This window comes from uncultured Bacteroides sp. (assembly GCF_902472605.1).
Lineage (GTDB): Bacteria > Bacteroidota > Bacteroidia > Bacteroidales > Bacteroidaceae > Phocaeicola.
The window spans coordinates 55,052-72,858 of record NZ_CABROP010000005.1; the positions used below are offsets into that span (position 1 = coordinate 55,052).

Genomic DNA, 17,807 nt, shown 5'->3' on the forward strand with positions numbered 1-17,807 from the left:
TTCATGTCGATAATATAAAGGTTAATAATTAGAAGTAATATCACTCAATTGATGAATATGGACCGTAATATCTTCCAAAGGACTTCCATCGGCCGAAGAGACCGTCACTTTCTTGGTCACTCCCGGCAGCAAATCAAAGAAGTTATCGGAAAAACGTACCCCTTGCACCGGTATCTCTATAAATACATCCCGCGCCAGCAAATTGGATTTCAAGGTTAGCTCGTAAACCCCTTTCTTAGGAGTTTTCTTGCAAGAAATCTTCGCCTTAGGCAGACGCTGGTATTTGGGATATACCGGATAGTAGACTTCATCCGAGAGTATCTTCCGGCTTTGATGGCCTTTTAAGGTCATACGCAAGAAGGAAGCCGTCGTATCACAGGCTGCAAAAGCCTTCTGCCAATCCTCTTCATAGAGTACCTCCGAAGCATTGACCGGCAAGTTACCGTCTATTTGCTGCCGACGATGTACCTTTCCCTGGAAGTCAGTCCATTCCAGTTGCAAGGTCACTTTCTCCCCTTTCAGGCAATCGGACAACACATATACGCGCAGTTTATCTCCTTCCCGGATGGCATTGATCAGCACCGGAGCAAAAGCCCTTTGGGTCTGGTACTGCATGGCTTTCCAATTGCCGTAATAGTCGATGGCCGACCAGGACACGACTGGCCAGCTGTCATTCAGCTGCCAAGGCAGACTTCCCATACAATACGGGCGATTCCGGCGATGTGCCTCCATGCCATGACGCATGCCCTGTCCTTGCAATACAAGACCAGCATATACCAAATCTTCAAATTTCTCCGGCACTGGATAATAGAGGGCCATCGTCTTTTTTATCAAGGCATTCCCGATGGTACTCTTCTGATGTGCGTTCATCACCGGCGATTCCAGCTCATAGTCTTCCGGAGAAGCAAACGTACGGATGGTCTTCATTTCCGGGAAGGCCTGAAACCCATATTCGCTCATAAACCGCGGAATCTCCTTGTCGAGGCTCTCAAAAGGTTTCTGGCCATACCAGGTACCCCAGTTATGGCTGTCGGCAATCTTCCAGCTTTCCGGTCTTCCCCAGTTGGCCTCATACGGAGAACCCTCCAGATAGAACCGACCCGGATCCAGCTCTTTCACTTTTTCCGGCAGAAGCTGACGGAAAAGCACATCGTATCCTTCCAGCATCTGCTGATAGACTTCCGGTGTATATTTTTCTTTCCAGCCCCAATAACGCAAGCCTTCATAAATCTCATTGTTGCCACACCACATGGCCAATGAGGCATGATTCCGCAACCGTTTGATATTGTATTCAGCCTCTTCCGATACCCGATGCAGGAAAGCCGGATCGTGCGGATACGTGGTACAAGCAAACATAAAATCCTGCCAGATAAGGATTCCCCGCTTGTCGGCCTCCTCAAAGAAAGCATCATCTTCATAGATACCACCTCCCCACACACGTATCATATTCATGTGAGAAGCTTGTGCATCTTCCAGTAAACGCGCATAACGAGCACGAGTCACCCGCGGAAGCAAGGCATCGGAAGGAATCAAATTGGTACCCTTGGCGAACATCGGAATACCGTTCACTTCAAAATAGAAGCTCATTCCCTCTTTGTCCTTTTCTTGTATCACACGTACTTGACGAAGCCCTATTTGATGGCTTTTCTGCGAAACCAGCTGTCCATCAATCCATACCGATGCTTCAAACTCATACAACGCAGGCTCTCCCCAACCGTTGGGCATCCAAAGATGCGGTGATTCTACCGACAACGGAAGCGACACGGTATTTTGTCCCGGCTGAAGCTCTACCTTCTTTTCCATGCTTTTATCAGCCTCTCCAGGATAGCGATAAGTGACGCGGACAAGAGCCTGCTGCCTATCATTGCCTATATTATTTATCTCTATTTGATTGTCCACCTCTGCACGGGCTGCACTCACAGACGTCTGATGCACAAAATAATCTTCTACCACCGCCTTATTGGCAAACTCCAGGTACACAGGACGCCAGATGCCACAGGTCACCATACGAATGCCCCAGTCCCAGCCATAAGAGTAAGGAGCTTTACGTGTAAACACACTTAATTTCTGTGGGAAATGATCATTGTCTGCCGGATAATCGAATCCGTTACTTTCCCATTGGGGCATCGCCTCCCGAATAGGTGAACGAAAACGTACCACCAGCTTGTTTTCACCCTTTTTCAATACTTTCTTGACGGGGATGCGGTAGCCCACAAACATATTATCCGCCTTCAATAAAAGAGAACCGTTCAAGAACACATCGGCATAGGTATCCAGTCCTTCAAAAACCAGAAACACTTCTTCCATCTCCATTTCTTCTTCGCCAAGCACGAATGAAGTGCGATACTGCCAGTCTTCTTTTTCTACCCATTGGATTTTCTCCTCATTCATGCCATAAAAAGGATCCGGCAATTGATGGTGAGCCAGCAAATCTTGATGAACCGTACCTGGGACTTCAGCAGACAACCATTCGTTACTGCCATACATTGAAAATTCCCAGCCCGTATGCAACAGACGGACTTGAGGTAAACTTTTTCCCCACACATGATTTCCGAAAGCACAGGTTAGGAGCCATACTGCCATCAGAATAAATTTGAATATTCTTTTCACGCTATAGATTTAAGTATCACAATATTTATTTACAAATTAAAAAAAGTTTTCCCGATTAAGCAAATTAAACGAGAAAACCTTCTTTCATTTTAAATATCTTAGGGAAATGTTTATTTTACTTTAAGTTTATCAAAGCCTTCCCCGTACACTCCCACTACATTACTTTGCGAAATAAATGCGTTGGGATCAATGTCTTTTACCAAGCGGAAAATGTCGAGTGATTCTCTCTTCTTGGCCAAAACAACCACCACTTTGATGTCCTGCTTGCTATACCAGCCCTGTCCGTCAAGCAGCGTCACTCCACGGTCAATCTGTGTAGCAATCCCCTCGGCTATTTCATTGTATTTGCGAGAGAAAATCAAGAACTGCACAGACTGACGGGTACTGTTGATGACATAGTCAATCACAATGCTCATGATAAACAGCACGCAGAAACCGAACAACACCCGACGCCAGTCATGGAAAATAAAATAACAGGAAGAAATGATGACAATATCGCAATACATCATCATCCGCCCCAAGGTTACATCCTTGTACTTGTTGATAATCCATGCAATGATATCCGTACCTCCCGTACTTCCGTTGTTACAAAAGACGATACCGATACCGAATCCCAACAGACCAGCTCCTATCACACAGGCCATGAAGTCCTGTCCAGGCCCCAGCAATTGGGGCAGGTTTCCATTCTCATCTTTTAGAATCATCTGGAAAAACCAGAGCAGGAAAGTCAGCATGAAAATAGCAAAGATGGTCTTGATACTGAATTTCGGACCTAAAATCTTCAGTGCAAAGCCTAAAAAGACCGCATTGATAATAAAATAGGAAACCTGTATTTCAATGCCCGTTGCATAATAAATAATAGCAGCAATACCTGTGACTCCTCCGGTAGTAATCTGGTAAGGAAGCATAAAGGCCGCCCAACCGATAGAATAGCAAATCAATCCAAAGGTAATAGCCAAATAATCCCTTGACTCTCTCCCTAATTTCTTTTTCAATAATGTCTCCATAGAAAAATAAAAATCATCCGGAACAAGAAGGGTAAGCCTCCCCCTTGTTCCGGATGAGAAATAAAAAGTTAAAGTACAATATTCACAATCTTTTTCGGTACGATAATCACCTTCTTCGGTGTCTTGCCGTCAATCCATTTCTGTGATTGTTCTTCAGCCATTACCGCAGCCTGAATCGTATTGTTATCAGCGTCAGCAGGGAATTCCATCGTGAAACGTGCCTTGCCGTTGAACGAGATGGTGTACTTCACACTGTCTTCCTTCAGGTAGTCTTCATTGAATGCCGGCCACTGTGCATCGCACACAGAAGTGGTGTGACCCAGTGCCTCCCACAATTCTTCAGCCAAGTGAGGAGCAAACGGAGCCAGAAGGATAACGAGGTTACTCATCACCTCCTTGTTATGACATTTCAAAGAAGTCAGTTCATTCACACAAATCATGAACGCACTGATAGAAGTATTATAAGAGAAGGTTTCAATATCACCTGTCACCTTCTTAATCAGCTTATGAATAGACTTCAGCTCTTCCTTGGTTGCCTCTCCTTCGGCAGGCAAGAAAGTGCCCTGACGGTCATAGAACAAGTTCCAGAGTTTCTTCAGGAAACGGTGTACCCCATCGATACCGTTGGTATCCCACGGTTTGGACTGTTCTACCGGACCGAGGAACATTTCGTACATACGCAAAGTATCGGCTCCATAACGTTCTACAATCATGTCCGGATTGACCACGTTGTACATGGACTTACTCATCTTTTCTACCGCCCAACCACAGATGTACTTGCCGTCTTCGAGAATGAACTCAGCATTGTGGTATTCCGGACGCCAGTTCTTGAAGGCTTCCACATCCAGCACATCGTTGGATACGATGTTCACATCCACATGCAGCGGAGTCACGTCATACTGGTCTTTCAGTCCCAAAGATACAAAGGTATTGGTATCCTTGATACGATATACAAAGTTGCTTCGACCCTGAATCATTCCCTGGTTCACCAGCTTTTGGAACGGTTCTTCCTTGATGCTGACACCCAGGTCGAACAGGAACTTGTTCCAGAAACGAGAATAAATCAAGTGACCGGTTGCATGTTCGGTACCTCCCACATAGAGGTCAACGTTCTGCCAGTAGCGGTCGGCTTTTTCAGAAACCAGTTCCTTATCGTTGTGCGGATCCATGTAACGCAAATAATAAGCACTTGAACCGGCAAATCCCGGCATGGTATTCAGTTCCAGCGGGAACACGTGTACATTGTCAATCTTGGAGTTTTCTACGACTTCGCCTTTTTCCACATCCCATGCCCAGCGGGTAGCGTGTCCCAACGGGGGTTCTCCGCTTTCAGTCGGCAAGAATTTGTCTACTTCCGGCAATTCCAGCGGCAACTTGTGCTCGTCAATCATGTACGGCATACCGTCTTTATAGTAAACCGGGAACGGTTCACCCCAATAACGCTGACGAGAGAAGATGGCGTCACGCAAACGGAAGTTGACCTTCACACGACCTAAATTATGTTCTTTTACATATTTCTTGGTAGCAGCAATGGCTTCCTTGATGGTCAGGCCGTTCAAAGTCAGGTCGCAATAAGGAGTCACACCGGCTTTCGGAGAGTTGCATACGATACCTTCCTTGGCATCAAAACTTTCTTCACTGACATCGCATCCTTCTACCAACGGAATAATCGGCAGATTGAAATGCTTAGCAAACGCATAGTCACGGCTGTCGTGTGCAGGTACGGCCATGATGGCTCCAGTACCGTATCCAGCCAATACATAATCACTGATCCATACCGGAACCGATTCACCCGTAAACGGATTGATTGCATACGAACCGCTGAATACACCTGTTACCCGACGGTCAGAAATACGTTCGCGCTCGGTACGTTTCTTTGTACGTTCCAGATAAGCTTCCACTTCCGCACGCTGTGCTTCAGTAGTCAACTGCGGAACCAGTTCACTTTCAGGCGCAAGTACCATGAAAGTCACTCCAAACATGGTATCGGCACGAGTCGTAAAGATGGTAAATTCCAGGTCGCTGTCTTTCACCTTGAAACGGACTTCCGTACCTTCTGAACGACCAATCCAGTTACGCTGGGTTTCTTTCAGAGAATCGGTCCAGTCCACTGTTTCCAGTCCGTCGAGTAAACGCTGTGCATAAGCAGACACACGCAAACACCACTGACGCATCTTCTTCTGTACTACTGGATAACCTCCACGCTCAGATACTCCGTCAACCACCTCATCGTTGGCCAGTACGGTACCCAATGCCGGACACCAGTTCACCATAGTTTCTCCCAAGTATGCAATACGGTAGTTCATCAGGATTTCCTGTTGTTCCTTTTCGGTCTTTGCTTTCCACTCATCGGCTGTGAAATGCAGTTCCTCACTGCAAGCCACATCCAGGCCTTCCGTACCTTCCTTTTCAAAATGTGCCACCAGCTTACTGATAGGCTGTGCCTTGTGGCAAGAATTGCAGTAGAAGCTGTTGAACATCTTCTGGAAAGCCCACTGGGTCCAGTGATAATATCCCGGCTCGCAAGTACGCACTTCGCGGTCCCAGTCGAACGAGAAGCCGATCTTATCCAGCTGCTCCCGATAACGGGCGATATTAGCTGCGGTAGTAATAGCCGGATGCTGTCCTGTCTGAATGGCATATTGTTCAGCAGGCAAACCGTATGCATCGTATCCCATCGGATTCAACACATTGAATCCCTGCAGGCGCTTGTAACGTGCATAAATATCGCTGGCAATGTATCCCAGCGGATGACCCACATGAAGGCCTGCTCCCGAAGGATAAGGGAACATGTTCAACACATAGAATTTCTTCTTGGATTCATCTTCGACAACCTTGTAGGTCTTCCGGTCTACCCATCTTTGCTGCCATTTTTTCTCAATTTCTCTGAAATTATATTCCATATTGAAATATTATATAATTGATTTTTACGTATTTCTCCAAATTTTCCGCAAATATAGTAAGAGTTCAGCAATAAATAAGGATAGTTCTGAACGAAAAGTTTATCTTTGCTTGATAAATGAAAACCTAATACTAAAAATTTATGCACATCCGTAAACTCTTTCTGCTCGCTGTATTGTTATGCAGCGTTTGCAGCCTTAGTGCACAACGCCACGAACAGCTTTTAGAAACCGGCTGGAAGTTCCATAAAGGAGAAGCTTCCGGAGCCGCCTCCATCGCCTTCGATGATACAAAATGGGAGTCAGTCCGTATTCCTCACGACTGGGCCATTTACGGACCGTTTGACCGAAACAACGACTTGCAAAATGTAGCCATTACACAAAACCTGGAAACACAGGCCTCGATAAAGACCGGACGTACCGGCGGATTGCCTTACGTCGGTGTAGGCTGGTATCGTACGCATTTCGACGCAGACCCCGAGAAAAAAACAACCTTGATTTTCGATGGAGCCATGAGTGAGGCACATGTGTATATCAATGGGCAAGAAGCCTGTTTCTGGCCATACGGCTACAACTCTTTCCATTGTGACGTGACTGAGTTCCTGCACAAAGACGGAAAAGACAACGTACTGGCAGTACGTCTGGAAAACCGTCCCCAGTCTTCCCGCTGGTATCCGGGTGCCGGACTCTACCGGAATGTCCATCTGGTAACTACCGAAAAGGTACACGTTCCGGTATGGGGTACTCAAATCACCACTCCTCATGTGGCTACTGACTATGCATCGGTCTGCCTTCGCACCACACTGAATAATGTGGGAAAAGAAACAATTACCGTAGAAACAGATATTCTTTCTCCCGACGGACAGAAAGTGGCCAGCAAAAAGAACGAAGGACACATCAACCATGGCCAACCTTTTACACAAAACTTCATCGTGGAAAAACCACAGCTATGGTCTCCGGAAACCCCTGTACTCTATCAGGCTGTCTCCAAAATCTATGTCGACGGGCAACTTACTGATACCTATACCACCCGCTTCGGCATCCGTTCCATCGAGTTCGTGGCCGACAAGGGGTTCTTCCTGAACGGGAAACACCGTAAATTCCAAGGCGTATGCAACCACCACGATTTAGGTCCGCTGGGAGCAGCCATCAACGTTTCGGCCTTACGCCACCAACTTACCCTGTTGAAAGACATGGGATGCGACGCCATCCGCACGGCACACAACATGCCGGCCCCCGAACTGGTCAGCCTCTGTAACGAGATGGGCTTCATGATGATGATTGAACCGTTCGACGAATGGGACATCGCCAAATGCGACAACGGATACCACCGTTATTTCAACGAATGGGCCGAAAAAGACATGGTAAACATGCTGCATCAGTATCGCAACCACCCTTGTGTGGTAATGTGGAGCATCGGGAACGAAGTACCCACCCAGTGCAGTGCCGAAGGCTATAAGGTAGCCAAATTCCTACAAGACATCTGCCATCGCGAAGACCCTACCCGTCCGGTTACCTGCGGCATGGACCAAGTAAGTTGTGTGTTGAACAATGGATTTGCGGCCATGCTCGACATTCCAGGATTCAACTACCGGGCACATCGTTATGAAGAAGCTTATCAGCAATTACCTCAAAACCTGATATTGGGTTCAGAAACTTCTTCTACCGTCAGTTCCCGCGGTGTATATAAATTCCCAGCCGAACGAAAAGCAGATGCCAAATATGATGACCATCAGTCGTCTTCCTACGACCTGGAATACTGTTCGTGGTCCAACATTCCCGACATCGACTTTTCCCAGGCAGATGACCATAACTGGACACTGGGGCAGTTTGTATGGACCGGCTTCGATTACCTAGGTGAACCCAGCCCATACGACACCAATGCATGGCCTAACCACAGTTCCATGTTCGGCATCATCGACCTGGCCTCTCTTCCGAAAGACCGTTTTTATTTGTATCGCAGTGTATGGAACAAGCAGGCAGAAACCCTGCACATTCTCCCACACTGGAACTGGGAAGGACGGGAAGGCAAGGAAGTGCCCGTATTTGTATATACCAACTATCCGACGGCTGAACTTTTCATCAATGGAAAAAGCTACGGAAAACAGACCAAAAACAACCAAACAGTGGAAAACCGCTACCGCCTGATGTGGCCGCACGCCATTTACGAACCAGGGGAGGTGAAAGTTGTGGCATACGATGAAACGGGTGCTGCCAAAGCGGAAAAGACAATCCGTACAGCCGGAAAGCCGCATCACATTGAACTGATTCCTGCACAGCAATCGCTGAAAGCCGACGGAAAAGACTTGGCTTACGTAACCGTACGCATTGTAGACAAAGACGGCAACCTCTGCCCTACCGACATGCGTCTGGTGAAATTCAGTGTAAAAGGTGCCGGAAGCTACAAAGCCTCAGCCAACGGCGACCCTACCTGTCTGGATTTGTTCCACCTGCCTCAGATGCATGCTTTTAACGGAATGCTGACTGCCATCGTACAGGCTGGAGAAGAAAAAGGTCTGCTTGAACTGCAAGTTTCTGCCAAAGGAATCAAAACCGGAAAGATACAGATTGAAGTGAAATAACGCAGAAAGAGTTTTACCAATACACCAAAGCCCCGTATCCGCCGAAGCAGACACGGGGCTTTTTATCAAGCAATAAATTATCTTTTTTATTTCTGGAAATCGGCCCAGTTAGTCAAGCGCATGTCACCCTTGTCCAAAAAGACCTGGTGCATGCCCAAGGCAGCCGACAGACTATGACAAGTCTGACCTTTCGTAGAAATCTTCAAATAATCCCAAAGCAATTGTTTATAATCCGGATGTGCACAGTGTTCAATAACCGCTTCCGCACGCTCCATCGGGCTCTTACCCCGCAAGTCGGCAATACCCTGTTCAGTGATAATGACGTTCACAGAGTGTTCGCTGTGGTCCAGATGCGATACCATCGGTACAATGGAACTGATGCATCCGCCTTTCGCCGTCGACGGACAAGAGAAGATAGAGATATAGGCACTGCGGGTAAAGTCACCGGAACCACCGATACCGTTCATCATCTTGGTACCGCAGATATGGGTAGAGTTCACATTGCCATAAATATCCGCTTCAATGGCTGTATTCATGGAAATGACCCCGATACGACGGACCACTTCCGGACAGTTGGAAATTTCCGACGGACGCAACACCAGCTTGTGGCGGAAAAAGTCCATGTTGTCATAGATATCCTGCAAGCAGTCGTTGGTCACGCTCAACGAACAGGTGCTGCCAAACTTGATACGCCCTTCTTTAATCAAGGTGATGACTGAATTCTGGATTACCTCCGTATACATTTCAAACGGAGGAATACTGGAGTCCTTTCCCAACGCACTCAACACCGCATTAGCGATGTTTCCTACTCCCGACTGTAACGGAAGGAAGGTGGAAGGAATAATCCCCTTGCGCATGTCGGCCGCCAGAAATTCCGCCACATTCTGTCCGATTTTATCCGTCACCGGATCGGAAGCATGGAAACCACGGGCCTCATCCGGCATATTCGTTTCTACAATTCCCACTATTTTGGAAGGGTCTACCTGAATGTAAGAAAGACCGATACGGTCGCTCGGACGCACAATCGGAATCGGCCGACGGTAAGGCGGACGTTCCATCTCATACAAATCGTGCATACCAATCAAACGCTTGCTATGAGCTGCATTCAATTCCACAATCACTTTGTCAGCCAGTCGGGCAATGGTCGGTGAAATACCCACCCCGGCCGTCAGGTAAATACGCCCGTCTTCCGTAATCTCGCAGGCTTCGATGATGGCTACATTGACATGCCCCAGGAAACCGGAGCGCAAACGCTGTGCGACTTGTGACAGATGGATATCCGTATAATTGATTTCACCGTTGTTCACCGCTTTGCGGAAATCTGCATTTGTAGTATAGGGAGCACGGAATTTAATGGCATGTGCCCGGCTCAACGCACCGTCGCAGGAATCTCCTGTAGAAGCTCCGGTAATCACACCAATCTGAAAGGCTTCACCCCTTGCATGTTTTTCCTCTGCTATTTTTGCCAACTCTGCGGTTACCGCTTTCGGACTTCCTGCAGGGGTAAAGCCACTCAATCCGACCATATCCCCATCCTTGATGTAGCTGGCAGCCTCGGCTGCCGTAATAAAGTTAAAGCTCATAGTATCAAGTGTTTTTTATGTGATAGAATTAAGTATAAAAGTTAGTTTCTCAATCGTATTTCCGACGGAATATCTCGGAGTAAATAAATGCCCTCCGGGCATCCGAAGGAGTGCGGAAAGCATAGTCCGAAGGTTTTTCTTCCGGTTTTTCTGCCTGAACAGGAGTTCGTTTTCTTTCTTTTGGAGGCTGTTTTACCTGCTTCGCGAAATGTTCTGCCCGCTTTTTCCGGCCTGTTGGCGGCGGAGTCATCCGCACTTCTTCCAGCGCTTCTTCTGCCTTCGGGAAAGCATCTGCGGAAACCGTTTTTCTCACCACTTTTTTCTGAGCGGTCTTTTGCTGTGCCTGTTTTCTGGTCTGATAAAGCCCCAGACAGATTATTCCCAGAAAGATAAGAATTTGAAAAACGTCCATAAATATTAAGTGTTAAGGTTTTCTTCAAAGATACGAATAAAATCTATATATCCTACCCTTTTCATGGAAGTTAACCAAGAAACAGGTATCTTTGCAGGCAAATTTTTAAATAAAAGAACTCTATGACAAAGGAAAACACAGGAGCAGACTTTAAATCTGCAACTGAAAACGAAAGCAAAAAACTGTTTATCGAAACGTACGGATGCCAGATGAATGTGGCTGACAGTGAGGTAGTGGCCTCTATCATGCAAATGGCCGGCTACACGCCGTGTGACAACCTGGAAGAAGCGGATGCCGTATTCATGAACACCTGTTCCATCCGCGACAATGCGGAACAGAAGATTCTGAACCGCCTGGAATATTTCCACTCCCTGCGCAAGAAGCGCAAGCACCTGATTGTGGGTGTATTGGGATGCATGGCCGAACGAGTAAAAAATGACCTGATTGAAAAGCATCACGTCGACCTGGTGGCCGGACCGGATTCCTATCTGACATTGCCCGACCTGATCGGTGCAGTCGAAGCGGGAGAAAAAGCCATTAACGTGGAACTGTCTACCACCGAGACTTACCGCGATGTCATTCCTTCGCGTATCTGCGGCAACCACATTTCAGGCTTTGTGTCCATCATGCGCGGATGCAACAATTTCTGCCACTACTGCATCGTGCCTTACACCCGCGGACGCGAACGCAGCCGCGACGTGGAAAGTATCCTGAACGAAGTGCGCGACCTGCAACGGAAAGGCTACAAAGAAGTCACCCTTCTGGGCCAGAACGTCAACTCCTACCGTTTTGAAAAAGACGGCGAAACGGTGATCTTCCCCATGCTGCTCCGTATAGTAGCTGAGGCTGTACCCGACATGCGCGTACGCTTCACGACTTCCCATCCGAAAGACATGAGCGACGAGACCCTGCATGTCATTGCAGAAGTGCCCAACGTATGCAAGCACATCCACTTGCCCGTGCAGAGCGGAAGTTCACGCATTCTGAAACTGATGAACCGTAAATATACCCGCGAATGGTACCTGGAAAGAGTGGCTGCCATCCGGAGAATCATCCCCGACTGCGGACTCAGCACCGACATTTTCTCCGGCTTCCATTCCGAAACGGAAGAAGACCATCAAATGTCCCTCTCGCTGATGCGAGAATGTGCCTACGATTCGGCCTTTATGTTCAAGTATTCTGAACGTCCGGGCACCTACGCCTCCAAGCATCTCCCCGACGACGTACCGGAAGAAATCAAAATCCGCCGTTTGAACGAGCTGATTGAGTTGCAGAACCAACTTTCGGCTGAAAGCAATGCCAAAGATGTAGGAAAGACCTTTGAAGTATTGGTGGAAGGCGTATCCAAACGCTCCAAAGAACAACTCTTCGGTCGTACAGAGCAGAATAAAGTGGTGGTATTCGACCGTGGCAACCACCGAATCGGTGATTTTGTGAACGTCAAGATAACCGAATCCAGTTCGGCTACCCTCAAAGGAATAGAAGTGACCGAATAATATTCCGGGAAATCACAAAGAAATAAAGTGAGAATTTCCCGACATTTTTTACGTTTCCCGTTCGGAAAACGTACGTTTCTCCACGCGGAAACGTATGTTTCTCGGACGGGAAACCTACGTTTTCACACCGGGAAACATAAAACACACGCGCACGTTTTCCCTTTTATAGAAGTGCGTTTCCTAATTTAGTCAGTATCCCTTCCGGCTTCCGGCATAATCAGCCACAGAATCAGGTAGACAATTCCTCCCGAAAAGGCAGTAAAGAAAGTAGCCAGCACATACACAATGCGTACCAGTGTAATATCCCAGTTAAAATAATCTGCTATACCGGCACAAACCCCTCCTATCATGCGGTTATTCGACCGTGTCAATCGTTTCTTGTTCATATTTATTTTGCAAAGTGTCTATTAATGGCAGCTAAGATACAAAAAACAAACAGAAAGCAGTCTAATACTCTTAAAAACTTTTAAAGAAAGTCGTGCTATAGGCTTTTTATTTGTTATTTTGCAGCAAATTAGGGAATGAAGTGAATACACTAAAAATAGATAAATGTCCACTCTGTGGAGAAAGCCATTTTGAGGAGGTAATGACATGTACGGACCACTATGCTTCCGGTGAGCCTTTTACCATCTGCCGTTGCACTCATTGCGGTTTTCAGTTCACACAATCTGCTCCCGTAGAGGCAGAAATAGGACGCTATTATGAAAGCCCGGACTATATTTCACACAGTGATACGCACAAAGGACTGATGAACCGTGTCTATCATTGGGTGCGACGTTTCATGCTTGCCCGCAAAGCCCGCCTGATCAAACATAATTCAGGTCTCAGCCGGGGTACGTTACTGGACATCGGTACCGGAACAGGCTATTTTCCTCATTTCATGCAAGAGAGAGGATGGCGTGTGTCGGCCATCGAAAAAAGCCCGCAGGCCCGTCAGTTTGCCAAGACTCATTTTGCACTCGATGTCAACCAGCCGGAGGCCCTGACAGACTATCCGGAAAAATCGTTCGACGTTATTACACTGTGGCATGTCATGGAACACCTGGAACACCTGAACGACACGTGGGAAACCCTCAGCCGTATTCTCAAGGACCGTGGTATTCTGGTCATTGCCGTCCCCAACCCTACTTCTTTCGACGCGAAAAAATACAAGGATATGTGGGCGGCCTACGATGTGCCCCGCCATTTGTGGCACTTCACACCCTCGGCCATGCAACAGTTCGGAGCCAAACATAATTTCATTCTGAGCGAACGGCATCCGATGCCTTTTGATGCGTTCTACGTGTCCATGCTGAGCGAAAAATACCGGAAGTCTTCCATTCCTTTCCTGAAAGGATTATGGTCGGGAACGGAGGCTTGGTTCGTTTCACTGGCTAAAAAAGAGAGAAGCAGTTCGATGATTTATGTATTCAGAAAAAAATAAGCCGTTATGAGTCACAAGTCGGGTACACTTTTTGACATGCAATTCATTACCTCCTGCATCAGTACCATGCTGGTATTGCTGCTCTTGGGGATGGTGGTCTTCTTCGTCATGACCGCCAACAACCTGTCTGTGTACGTGCGTGAAAACATCAACTTTTCGGTCCTGCTGAACGATGACATGAAAGAAACCGACGCCATCCGTTTCCAAAAACAGCTGGAAGCGGAGCCTTTCGTGAAACAAGCGATGTATATCTCCAAGGCACAGGCGCTGAAAGAACAAACCGAAGCCATGGGAACAGACCCGGCCGAATTCTTAGGCTACAACCCATTTACTGCCTCGATTGAAATCAAACTGAATGCAGCATATGCCAATACGGACAGTATCCAATGGATACAGGAGAAGCTGCTGGAGAACAAACAAGTGATAGAAATCAATTATCCACAGGACTTGATTGACACTATCAATCAGAACATCCGGAAAATCAGCCTGTTCCTCTTAGGATTAGCCGCCTTGCTCACTCTGATTTCATTCGCCCTGATCAACAATACCATCCGGCTTACCATCTACTCCAAACGTTTCCTGATTCACACCATGAAACTGGTAGGAGCCAGCTGGGGCTTCATCCGTCGCCCATTCATTGCCCGGAATATAGGAATTGGTATCCTTGCTGCGGCCATTGCCAATGCCTTGCTGATCAGTATGGCCTACATGATGGTGAATTACGAACCGGGACTGCTCGAACTGATTACCCCCCAAGTCATGCTGGTAGTCATGGGCACCGTATTTATCTCCGGCATCCTGATTACGATGCTGTGTGCCTACATATCCATCAACAAATACTTGCGGATGAAAGCAGGAGAATTATACAGTCTTTAAATATCAACTAATAAAATAGATAACGAATCGTTATGGATAAAAAAAGTTTTGCCTTCGATAAAACCAACTTCATCCTTTTAGCAATAGGGATGGCGGTGATCATTCTGGGTTTTATCTTGATGAGCGGTCCGGGTTCTACGGAAACCACTTTCGAGCCGGACATTTTCAGCGTACGCCGTATCAAAGTAGCTCCAATAGTCTGCTTCGTGGGCTTCATTTTCATGATTTACGGTATTTTGCGCAAGCCCAAAGACAATGAAATAACCACCAAAGAAGAATAAAGACAATGAGTTGGTTTGAGGCCCTGATTTTAGGTATTCTGCAGGGACTGACAGAATACCTTCCTGTAAGTAGCAGCGGACATCTTGCTATCGGTTCGGCACTGTTCGGCATTGAAGGAGAAGAGAACCTGACATTTACCGTCGTGGTACACATCGCCACCGTACTGAGTACGCTGGTCATTCTCTGGAAAGAAATCGACTGGATTTTCCGTGGCTTGTTCAAATGGAAGATGAATGACGAAACCAAATACGTCATCAATATTATTGTCTCCATGATTCCCATCGGTATCGTAGGAGTGTTCTTCAAAGACTATGTGGAAGAAGTCTTTGGTTCCGGCTTACTTATCGTGGGATGCATGTTGCTGTTGACTGCTATCTTGCTGACTTTCTCCTATTATGCCAAACCACGTCAGAAAGAGAAAATCAGCCTGCGTGATGCTTTCATCATCGGTTTGGCCCAGGCTTGTGCCGTCATGCCGGGACTGTCACGCTCCGGTACCACCATTGCCACAGGTCTTATCCTTGGAAACAAGAAAGAGACACTGGCTCAGTTTTCTTTCCTGATGGTCATTCCTCCAATCTTGGGAGAAGCTTTACTGTCGGGAATGAAGATTGTGAAGGACGCTTCTGCAGCAGATGCACAAGTCAGTATCGGCGCCCTGATTATCGGTTTTCTGGCTGCTTTCATCTCAGGATGCGTGGCCTGCAAATGGATGATCAGCATTGTCAAGAAAGGAAAACTGGTTTGGTTCGGTGTTTACTGTGCCATCGCCGGAATCATTACCATCGCATGCAGCCTGTGGGGATGACAAAAAGTTTCTTCATACATCAGTATTCAAGAACGAAAAAGAAAAAATGAACTTTAAGGAAGGAGAAGTACTATATTTCGACAAGCCACTGAAATGGACATCCTTTGCAGTGGTCAATAAAATAAGATACCATATCAGCCGCAAGCTGGGAGTAAAGAAAATAAAAGTAGGACATGCCGGAACGCTCGATCCGCTGGCCACCGGAGTGATGATCATCTGTACCGGAAAAGCCACCAAGCGCATCGAGGAGTTTCAATATCACACGAAAGAGTATATCGCCACCCTCCAATTGGGAGCCACCACACCGTCGTTCGACCTGGAAAAGGAGATTGACGCTACCTATCCCACCGAACACATCACCCGGGAAATGGTGGAGGATGTACTGAAAAAATTCATAGGCACCATCGAGCAGGTTCCCCCTGCCTTTTCGGCCTGCAAGGTAGACGGGAAACGCGCCTACGAAATGGCCCGCAACGGCGACGAGGTGGAACTGAAGCCCAAGATACTGGTCATCGATGAAATCGAACTACTAGAATACAACCTGCCGGAAATAAAAATACGGGTGGTGTGCAGCAAAGGAACCTATATCCGGGCCCTGGCTAGAGACATCGGGGAAGCCTTGCACAGCGGCGCACATCTCACGGGACTGGTTCGCACGCGAGTGGGGAACGTGAGACTGGAAGACTGCATGAAAGTGGAAGATTTTGAAACTTGGCTTGACCAGCAAGAAATAGAAGTTATAAACGATTAAGGAAAGAAAGGAAGAAGATGAAACTGTCACAATTCAAATTCAAATTGCCGGAAGAAAAAATCGCACTTTACCCGGCCAAATACAGAGATGAATCCCGCCTGATGGTAGTTCACAAATCTACCGGAGAAATTGAGCATGTCATTTTCAAGGATATACTGAACTATTTCGACGACAAAGATGTGTTTATCTTTAATGATACCAAAGTATTTCCCGCCCGTTTGTATGGAAACAAGGAAAAGACGGGAGCCCGTATCGAGGTATTCCTGCTCCGCGAGCTGAACGAAGAACTGCGTCTTTGGGACGTGTTGGTAGATCCGGCCCGCAAAATCCGTATCGGTAACAAACTGTACTTCGGTGACGACGATTCCATGGTAGCCGAAGTGATTGACAACACCACTTCACGCGGACGTACCCTTCGTTTCTTGTACGACGGTCCTCACGATGAATTCAAAAAGGCCCTGTATGCCTTGGGAGAACCCCCATTGCCTCCTTTCATCCATCGCCCGGCCGAACCGGAAGATGAAGAACGCTTCCAGACCATCTACGCCAAGAATGAAGGAGCCGTGACCGTACCGGCTGCCGGACTGCACTTCAGCCGTGAACTGATGAAACGTATGGAAATCAAGGGTATCGACTTTGCCTTCATCACCATGCACGCCGGACTGGGCAACTTCCGCGACATTGACGTGGAAGACCTGACCAAGCATAAAATGGATTCCGAACAGATGTTTGTCAACGCAGATGCCTGCCGCATCGTCAACGCCGCCAAAGACAAAGGCAACAAGGTATGTGCCATCGGAACGACTGTGATGCGTACCATTGAAACCGCTGTCGGCACAGACGGACGCTTGAAAGAATACGAAGGATGGACCAACAAGTTCATCTTCCCGCCCTACGAGTTTTCGGTAGCCAATGCCATGGTGAGCAACTTCCACATGCCGCTTTCTACCATGCTGATGCTGGTATGCGCTTACGGAGGTTACGAACTGATTATGGAGGCCTACAACGTGGCTTTAAAGGAAGATTACCGCTTTGGTACTTACGGTGATGCCATGTTGATTTTAGATAAATAAAAGC

Annotated in this window: 14 protein-coding genes; 8 read left to right on the forward strand and 6 right to left on the reverse strand. The window is 47.3% G+C overall.

The annotated features are described in order from the left end of the window. Positions 1 to 21 precede the first annotated feature (21 nt). From RDP42_RS02190 to leuS, 3 genes are all read right to left on the reverse strand, one after another. Positions 22 to 2,583 carry a glycoside hydrolase family 2 protein gene (locus RDP42_RS02190; RefSeq protein ID WP_308762339.1) on the reverse strand — a complete coding sequence of 854 codons (2,562 nt, stop codon included), beginning with the start codon at positions 2,581 to 2,583 and terminating at the stop codon, positions 22 to 24. Positions 2,584 to 2,720: 137 nt separating this feature from the next. Continuing rightward, the gene (locus RDP42_RS02195) at positions 2,721 to 3,617 is read right to left on the reverse strand and encodes a YitT family protein (RefSeq protein WP_308762340.1); all 897 of its coding nucleotides are present in this window, start codon (positions 3,615 to 3,617) and stop codon (positions 2,721 to 2,723) included. Between the two features lie 68 nt (positions 3,618 to 3,685). Continuing rightward, positions 3,686 to 6,520, reverse strand: coding sequence for a leucine--tRNA ligase (gene leuS, locus RDP42_RS02200; RefSeq protein WP_308762341.1), 2,835 nt, complete (start codon positions 6,518 to 6,520; stop codon positions 3,686 to 3,688). Between the two features lie 140 nt (positions 6,521 to 6,660). Between leuS and RDP42_RS02205 the strand changes: the two genes are divergently transcribed. Continuing rightward, positions 6,661 to 9,099, forward strand: a complete 2,439-nt coding sequence (locus RDP42_RS02205) for a glycoside hydrolase family 2 TIM barrel-domain containing protein (protein WP_308762342.1) — start codon at positions 6,661 to 6,663, stop codon at positions 9,097 to 9,099. Between the two features lie 86 nt (positions 9,100 to 9,185). On the opposite strand, the gene RDP42_RS02210 is transcribed toward RDP42_RS02205, so the two are convergent. Together RDP42_RS02210 and RDP42_RS02215 are read right to left on the reverse strand one after the other, a co-directional pair. After that, positions 9,186 to 10,682, reverse strand: coding sequence for an acetyl-CoA hydrolase/transferase family protein (locus RDP42_RS02210; RefSeq protein ID WP_308762343.1), 1,497 nt, complete (start codon positions 10,680 to 10,682; stop codon positions 9,186 to 9,188). 49 nt (positions 10,683 to 10,731) lie between these two features. Continuing rightward, on the reverse strand, positions 10,732 to 11,094 hold the full coding sequence (locus RDP42_RS02215) for a hypothetical protein (protein WP_303914654.1): 363 nt from the start codon (positions 11,092 to 11,094) through the stop codon (positions 10,732 to 10,734). A 122-nt stretch (positions 11,095 to 11,216) separates the two neighbouring features. Here RDP42_RS02215 and miaB point away from each other — a divergent pair, with 122 nt between their 5' ends. Continuing rightward, entirely contained in the window at positions 11,217 to 12,590 is a 1,374-nt protein-coding gene (gene miaB, locus RDP42_RS02220; RefSeq protein WP_308762344.1) for a tRNA (N6-isopentenyl adenosine(37)-C2)-methylthiotransferase MiaB, read from the forward strand. Positions 12,591 to 12,775: 185 nt separating this feature from the next. Here miaB and RDP42_RS02225 read toward each other — a convergent pair whose 3' ends face one another. Beyond that, positions 12,776 to 12,976, reverse strand: a complete 201-nt coding sequence (locus RDP42_RS02225) for a PspC domain-containing protein (RefSeq protein ID WP_072543679.1) — start codon at positions 12,974 to 12,976, stop codon at positions 12,776 to 12,778. A gap of 140 nt (positions 12,977 to 13,116) precedes the next feature. Between RDP42_RS02225 and RDP42_RS02230 the strand changes: the two genes are divergently transcribed. The 6 genes from RDP42_RS02230 to queA are packed head-to-tail and all read left to right on the forward strand — an operon-like array spanning position 13,117 to position 17,803. Beyond that, complete coding sequence (locus tag RDP42_RS02230) at positions 13,117 to 14,013, forward strand: bifunctional 2-polyprenyl-6-hydroxyphenol methylase/3-demethylubiquinol 3-O-methyltransferase UbiG (protein WP_204475537.1); 897 nt, start codon at positions 13,117 to 13,119, stop codon at positions 14,011 to 14,013. Between the two features lie 6 nt (positions 14,014 to 14,019). Then, positions 14,020 to 14,889, forward strand: a complete 870-nt coding sequence (locus RDP42_RS02235; protein WP_308762345.1) for a permease-like cell division protein FtsX — start codon at positions 14,020 to 14,022, stop codon at positions 14,887 to 14,889. 32 nt (positions 14,890 to 14,921) lie between these two features. After that, on the forward strand, positions 14,922 to 15,170 hold the full coding sequence (locus tag RDP42_RS02240; protein WP_308762346.1) for a DUF3098 domain-containing protein: 249 nt from the start codon (positions 14,922 to 14,924) through the stop codon (positions 15,168 to 15,170). A gap of 5 nt (positions 15,171 to 15,175) precedes the next feature. After that, the gene (locus RDP42_RS02245; protein ID WP_308762348.1) at positions 15,176 to 15,979 is read left to right on the forward strand and encodes an undecaprenyl-diphosphate phosphatase; all 804 of its coding nucleotides are present in this window, start codon (positions 15,176 to 15,178) and stop codon (positions 15,977 to 15,979) included. A gap of 46 nt (positions 15,980 to 16,025) precedes the next feature. After that, positions 16,026 to 16,730 (forward strand): tRNA pseudouridine(55) synthase TruB, encoded by a 705-nt coding sequence (gene truB, locus RDP42_RS02250; RefSeq protein WP_072543674.1) that lies wholly within the window; start codon positions 16,026 to 16,028, stop codon positions 16,728 to 16,730. Positions 16,731 to 16,747: 17 nt separating this feature from the next. Next, complete coding sequence (gene queA / locus RDP42_RS02255) at positions 16,748 to 17,803, forward strand: tRNA preQ1(34) S-adenosylmethionine ribosyltransferase-isomerase QueA (RefSeq protein ID WP_308762349.1); 1,056 nt, start codon at positions 16,748 to 16,750, stop codon at positions 17,801 to 17,803. Positions 17,804 to 17,807: the final 4 nt, after the last annotated feature.

Bases quoted from the DNA above. Each gene is read 5' to 3' on its own strand.
- RDP42_RS02240 (WP_308762346.1), top strand. From the start codon at position 14,922: ATGGATAAAAAAAGTTTTGCCTTCGATAAAACCAACTTCATCCTTTTA.
- RDP42_RS02190 (WP_308762339.1), bottom strand. From the start codon at position 2,583: ATGGCAGTATGGCTCCTAACCTGTGCTTTCGGAAATCATGTGTGGGGA.
- RDP42_RS02225 (WP_072543679.1), bottom strand. From the start codon at position 12,976: ATGAACAAGAAACGATTGACACGGTCGAATAACCGCATGATAGGAGGG.
- RDP42_RS02195 (WP_308762340.1), bottom strand. From the start codon at position 3,617: ATGGAGACATTATTGAAAAAGAAATTAGGGAGAGAGTCAAGGGATTAT.
- leuS (WP_308762341.1), bottom strand. From the start codon at position 6,520: ATGGAATATAATTTCAGAGAAATTGAGAAAAAATGGCAGCAAAGATGG.
- RDP42_RS02205 (WP_308762342.1), top strand. From the start codon at position 6,661: ATGCACATCCGTAAACTCTTTCTGCTCGCTGTATTGTTATGCAGCGTT.
- RDP42_RS02210 (WP_308762343.1), bottom strand. From the start codon at position 10,682: ATGAGCTTTAACTTTATTACGGCAGCCGAGGCTGCCAGCTACATCAAG.
- truB (WP_072543674.1), top strand. From the start codon at position 16,026: ATGAACTTTAAGGAAGGAGAAGTACTATATTTCGACAAGCCACTGAAA.
- miaB (WP_308762344.1), top strand. From the start codon at position 11,217: ATGACAAAGGAAAACACAGGAGCAGACTTTAAATCTGCAACTGAAAAC.
- RDP42_RS02235 (WP_308762345.1), top strand. From the start codon at position 14,020: ATGAGTCACAAGTCGGGTACACTTTTTGACATGCAATTCATTACCTCC.
- RDP42_RS02245 (WP_308762348.1), top strand. From the start codon at position 15,176: ATGAGTTGGTTTGAGGCCCTGATTTTAGGTATTCTGCAGGGACTGACA.
- RDP42_RS02215 (WP_303914654.1), bottom strand. From the start codon at position 11,094: ATGGACGTTTTTCAAATTCTTATCTTTCTGGGAATAATCTGTCTGGGG.
- queA (WP_308762349.1), top strand. From the start codon at position 16,748: ATGAAACTGTCACAATTCAAATTCAAATTGCCGGAAGAAAAAATCGCA.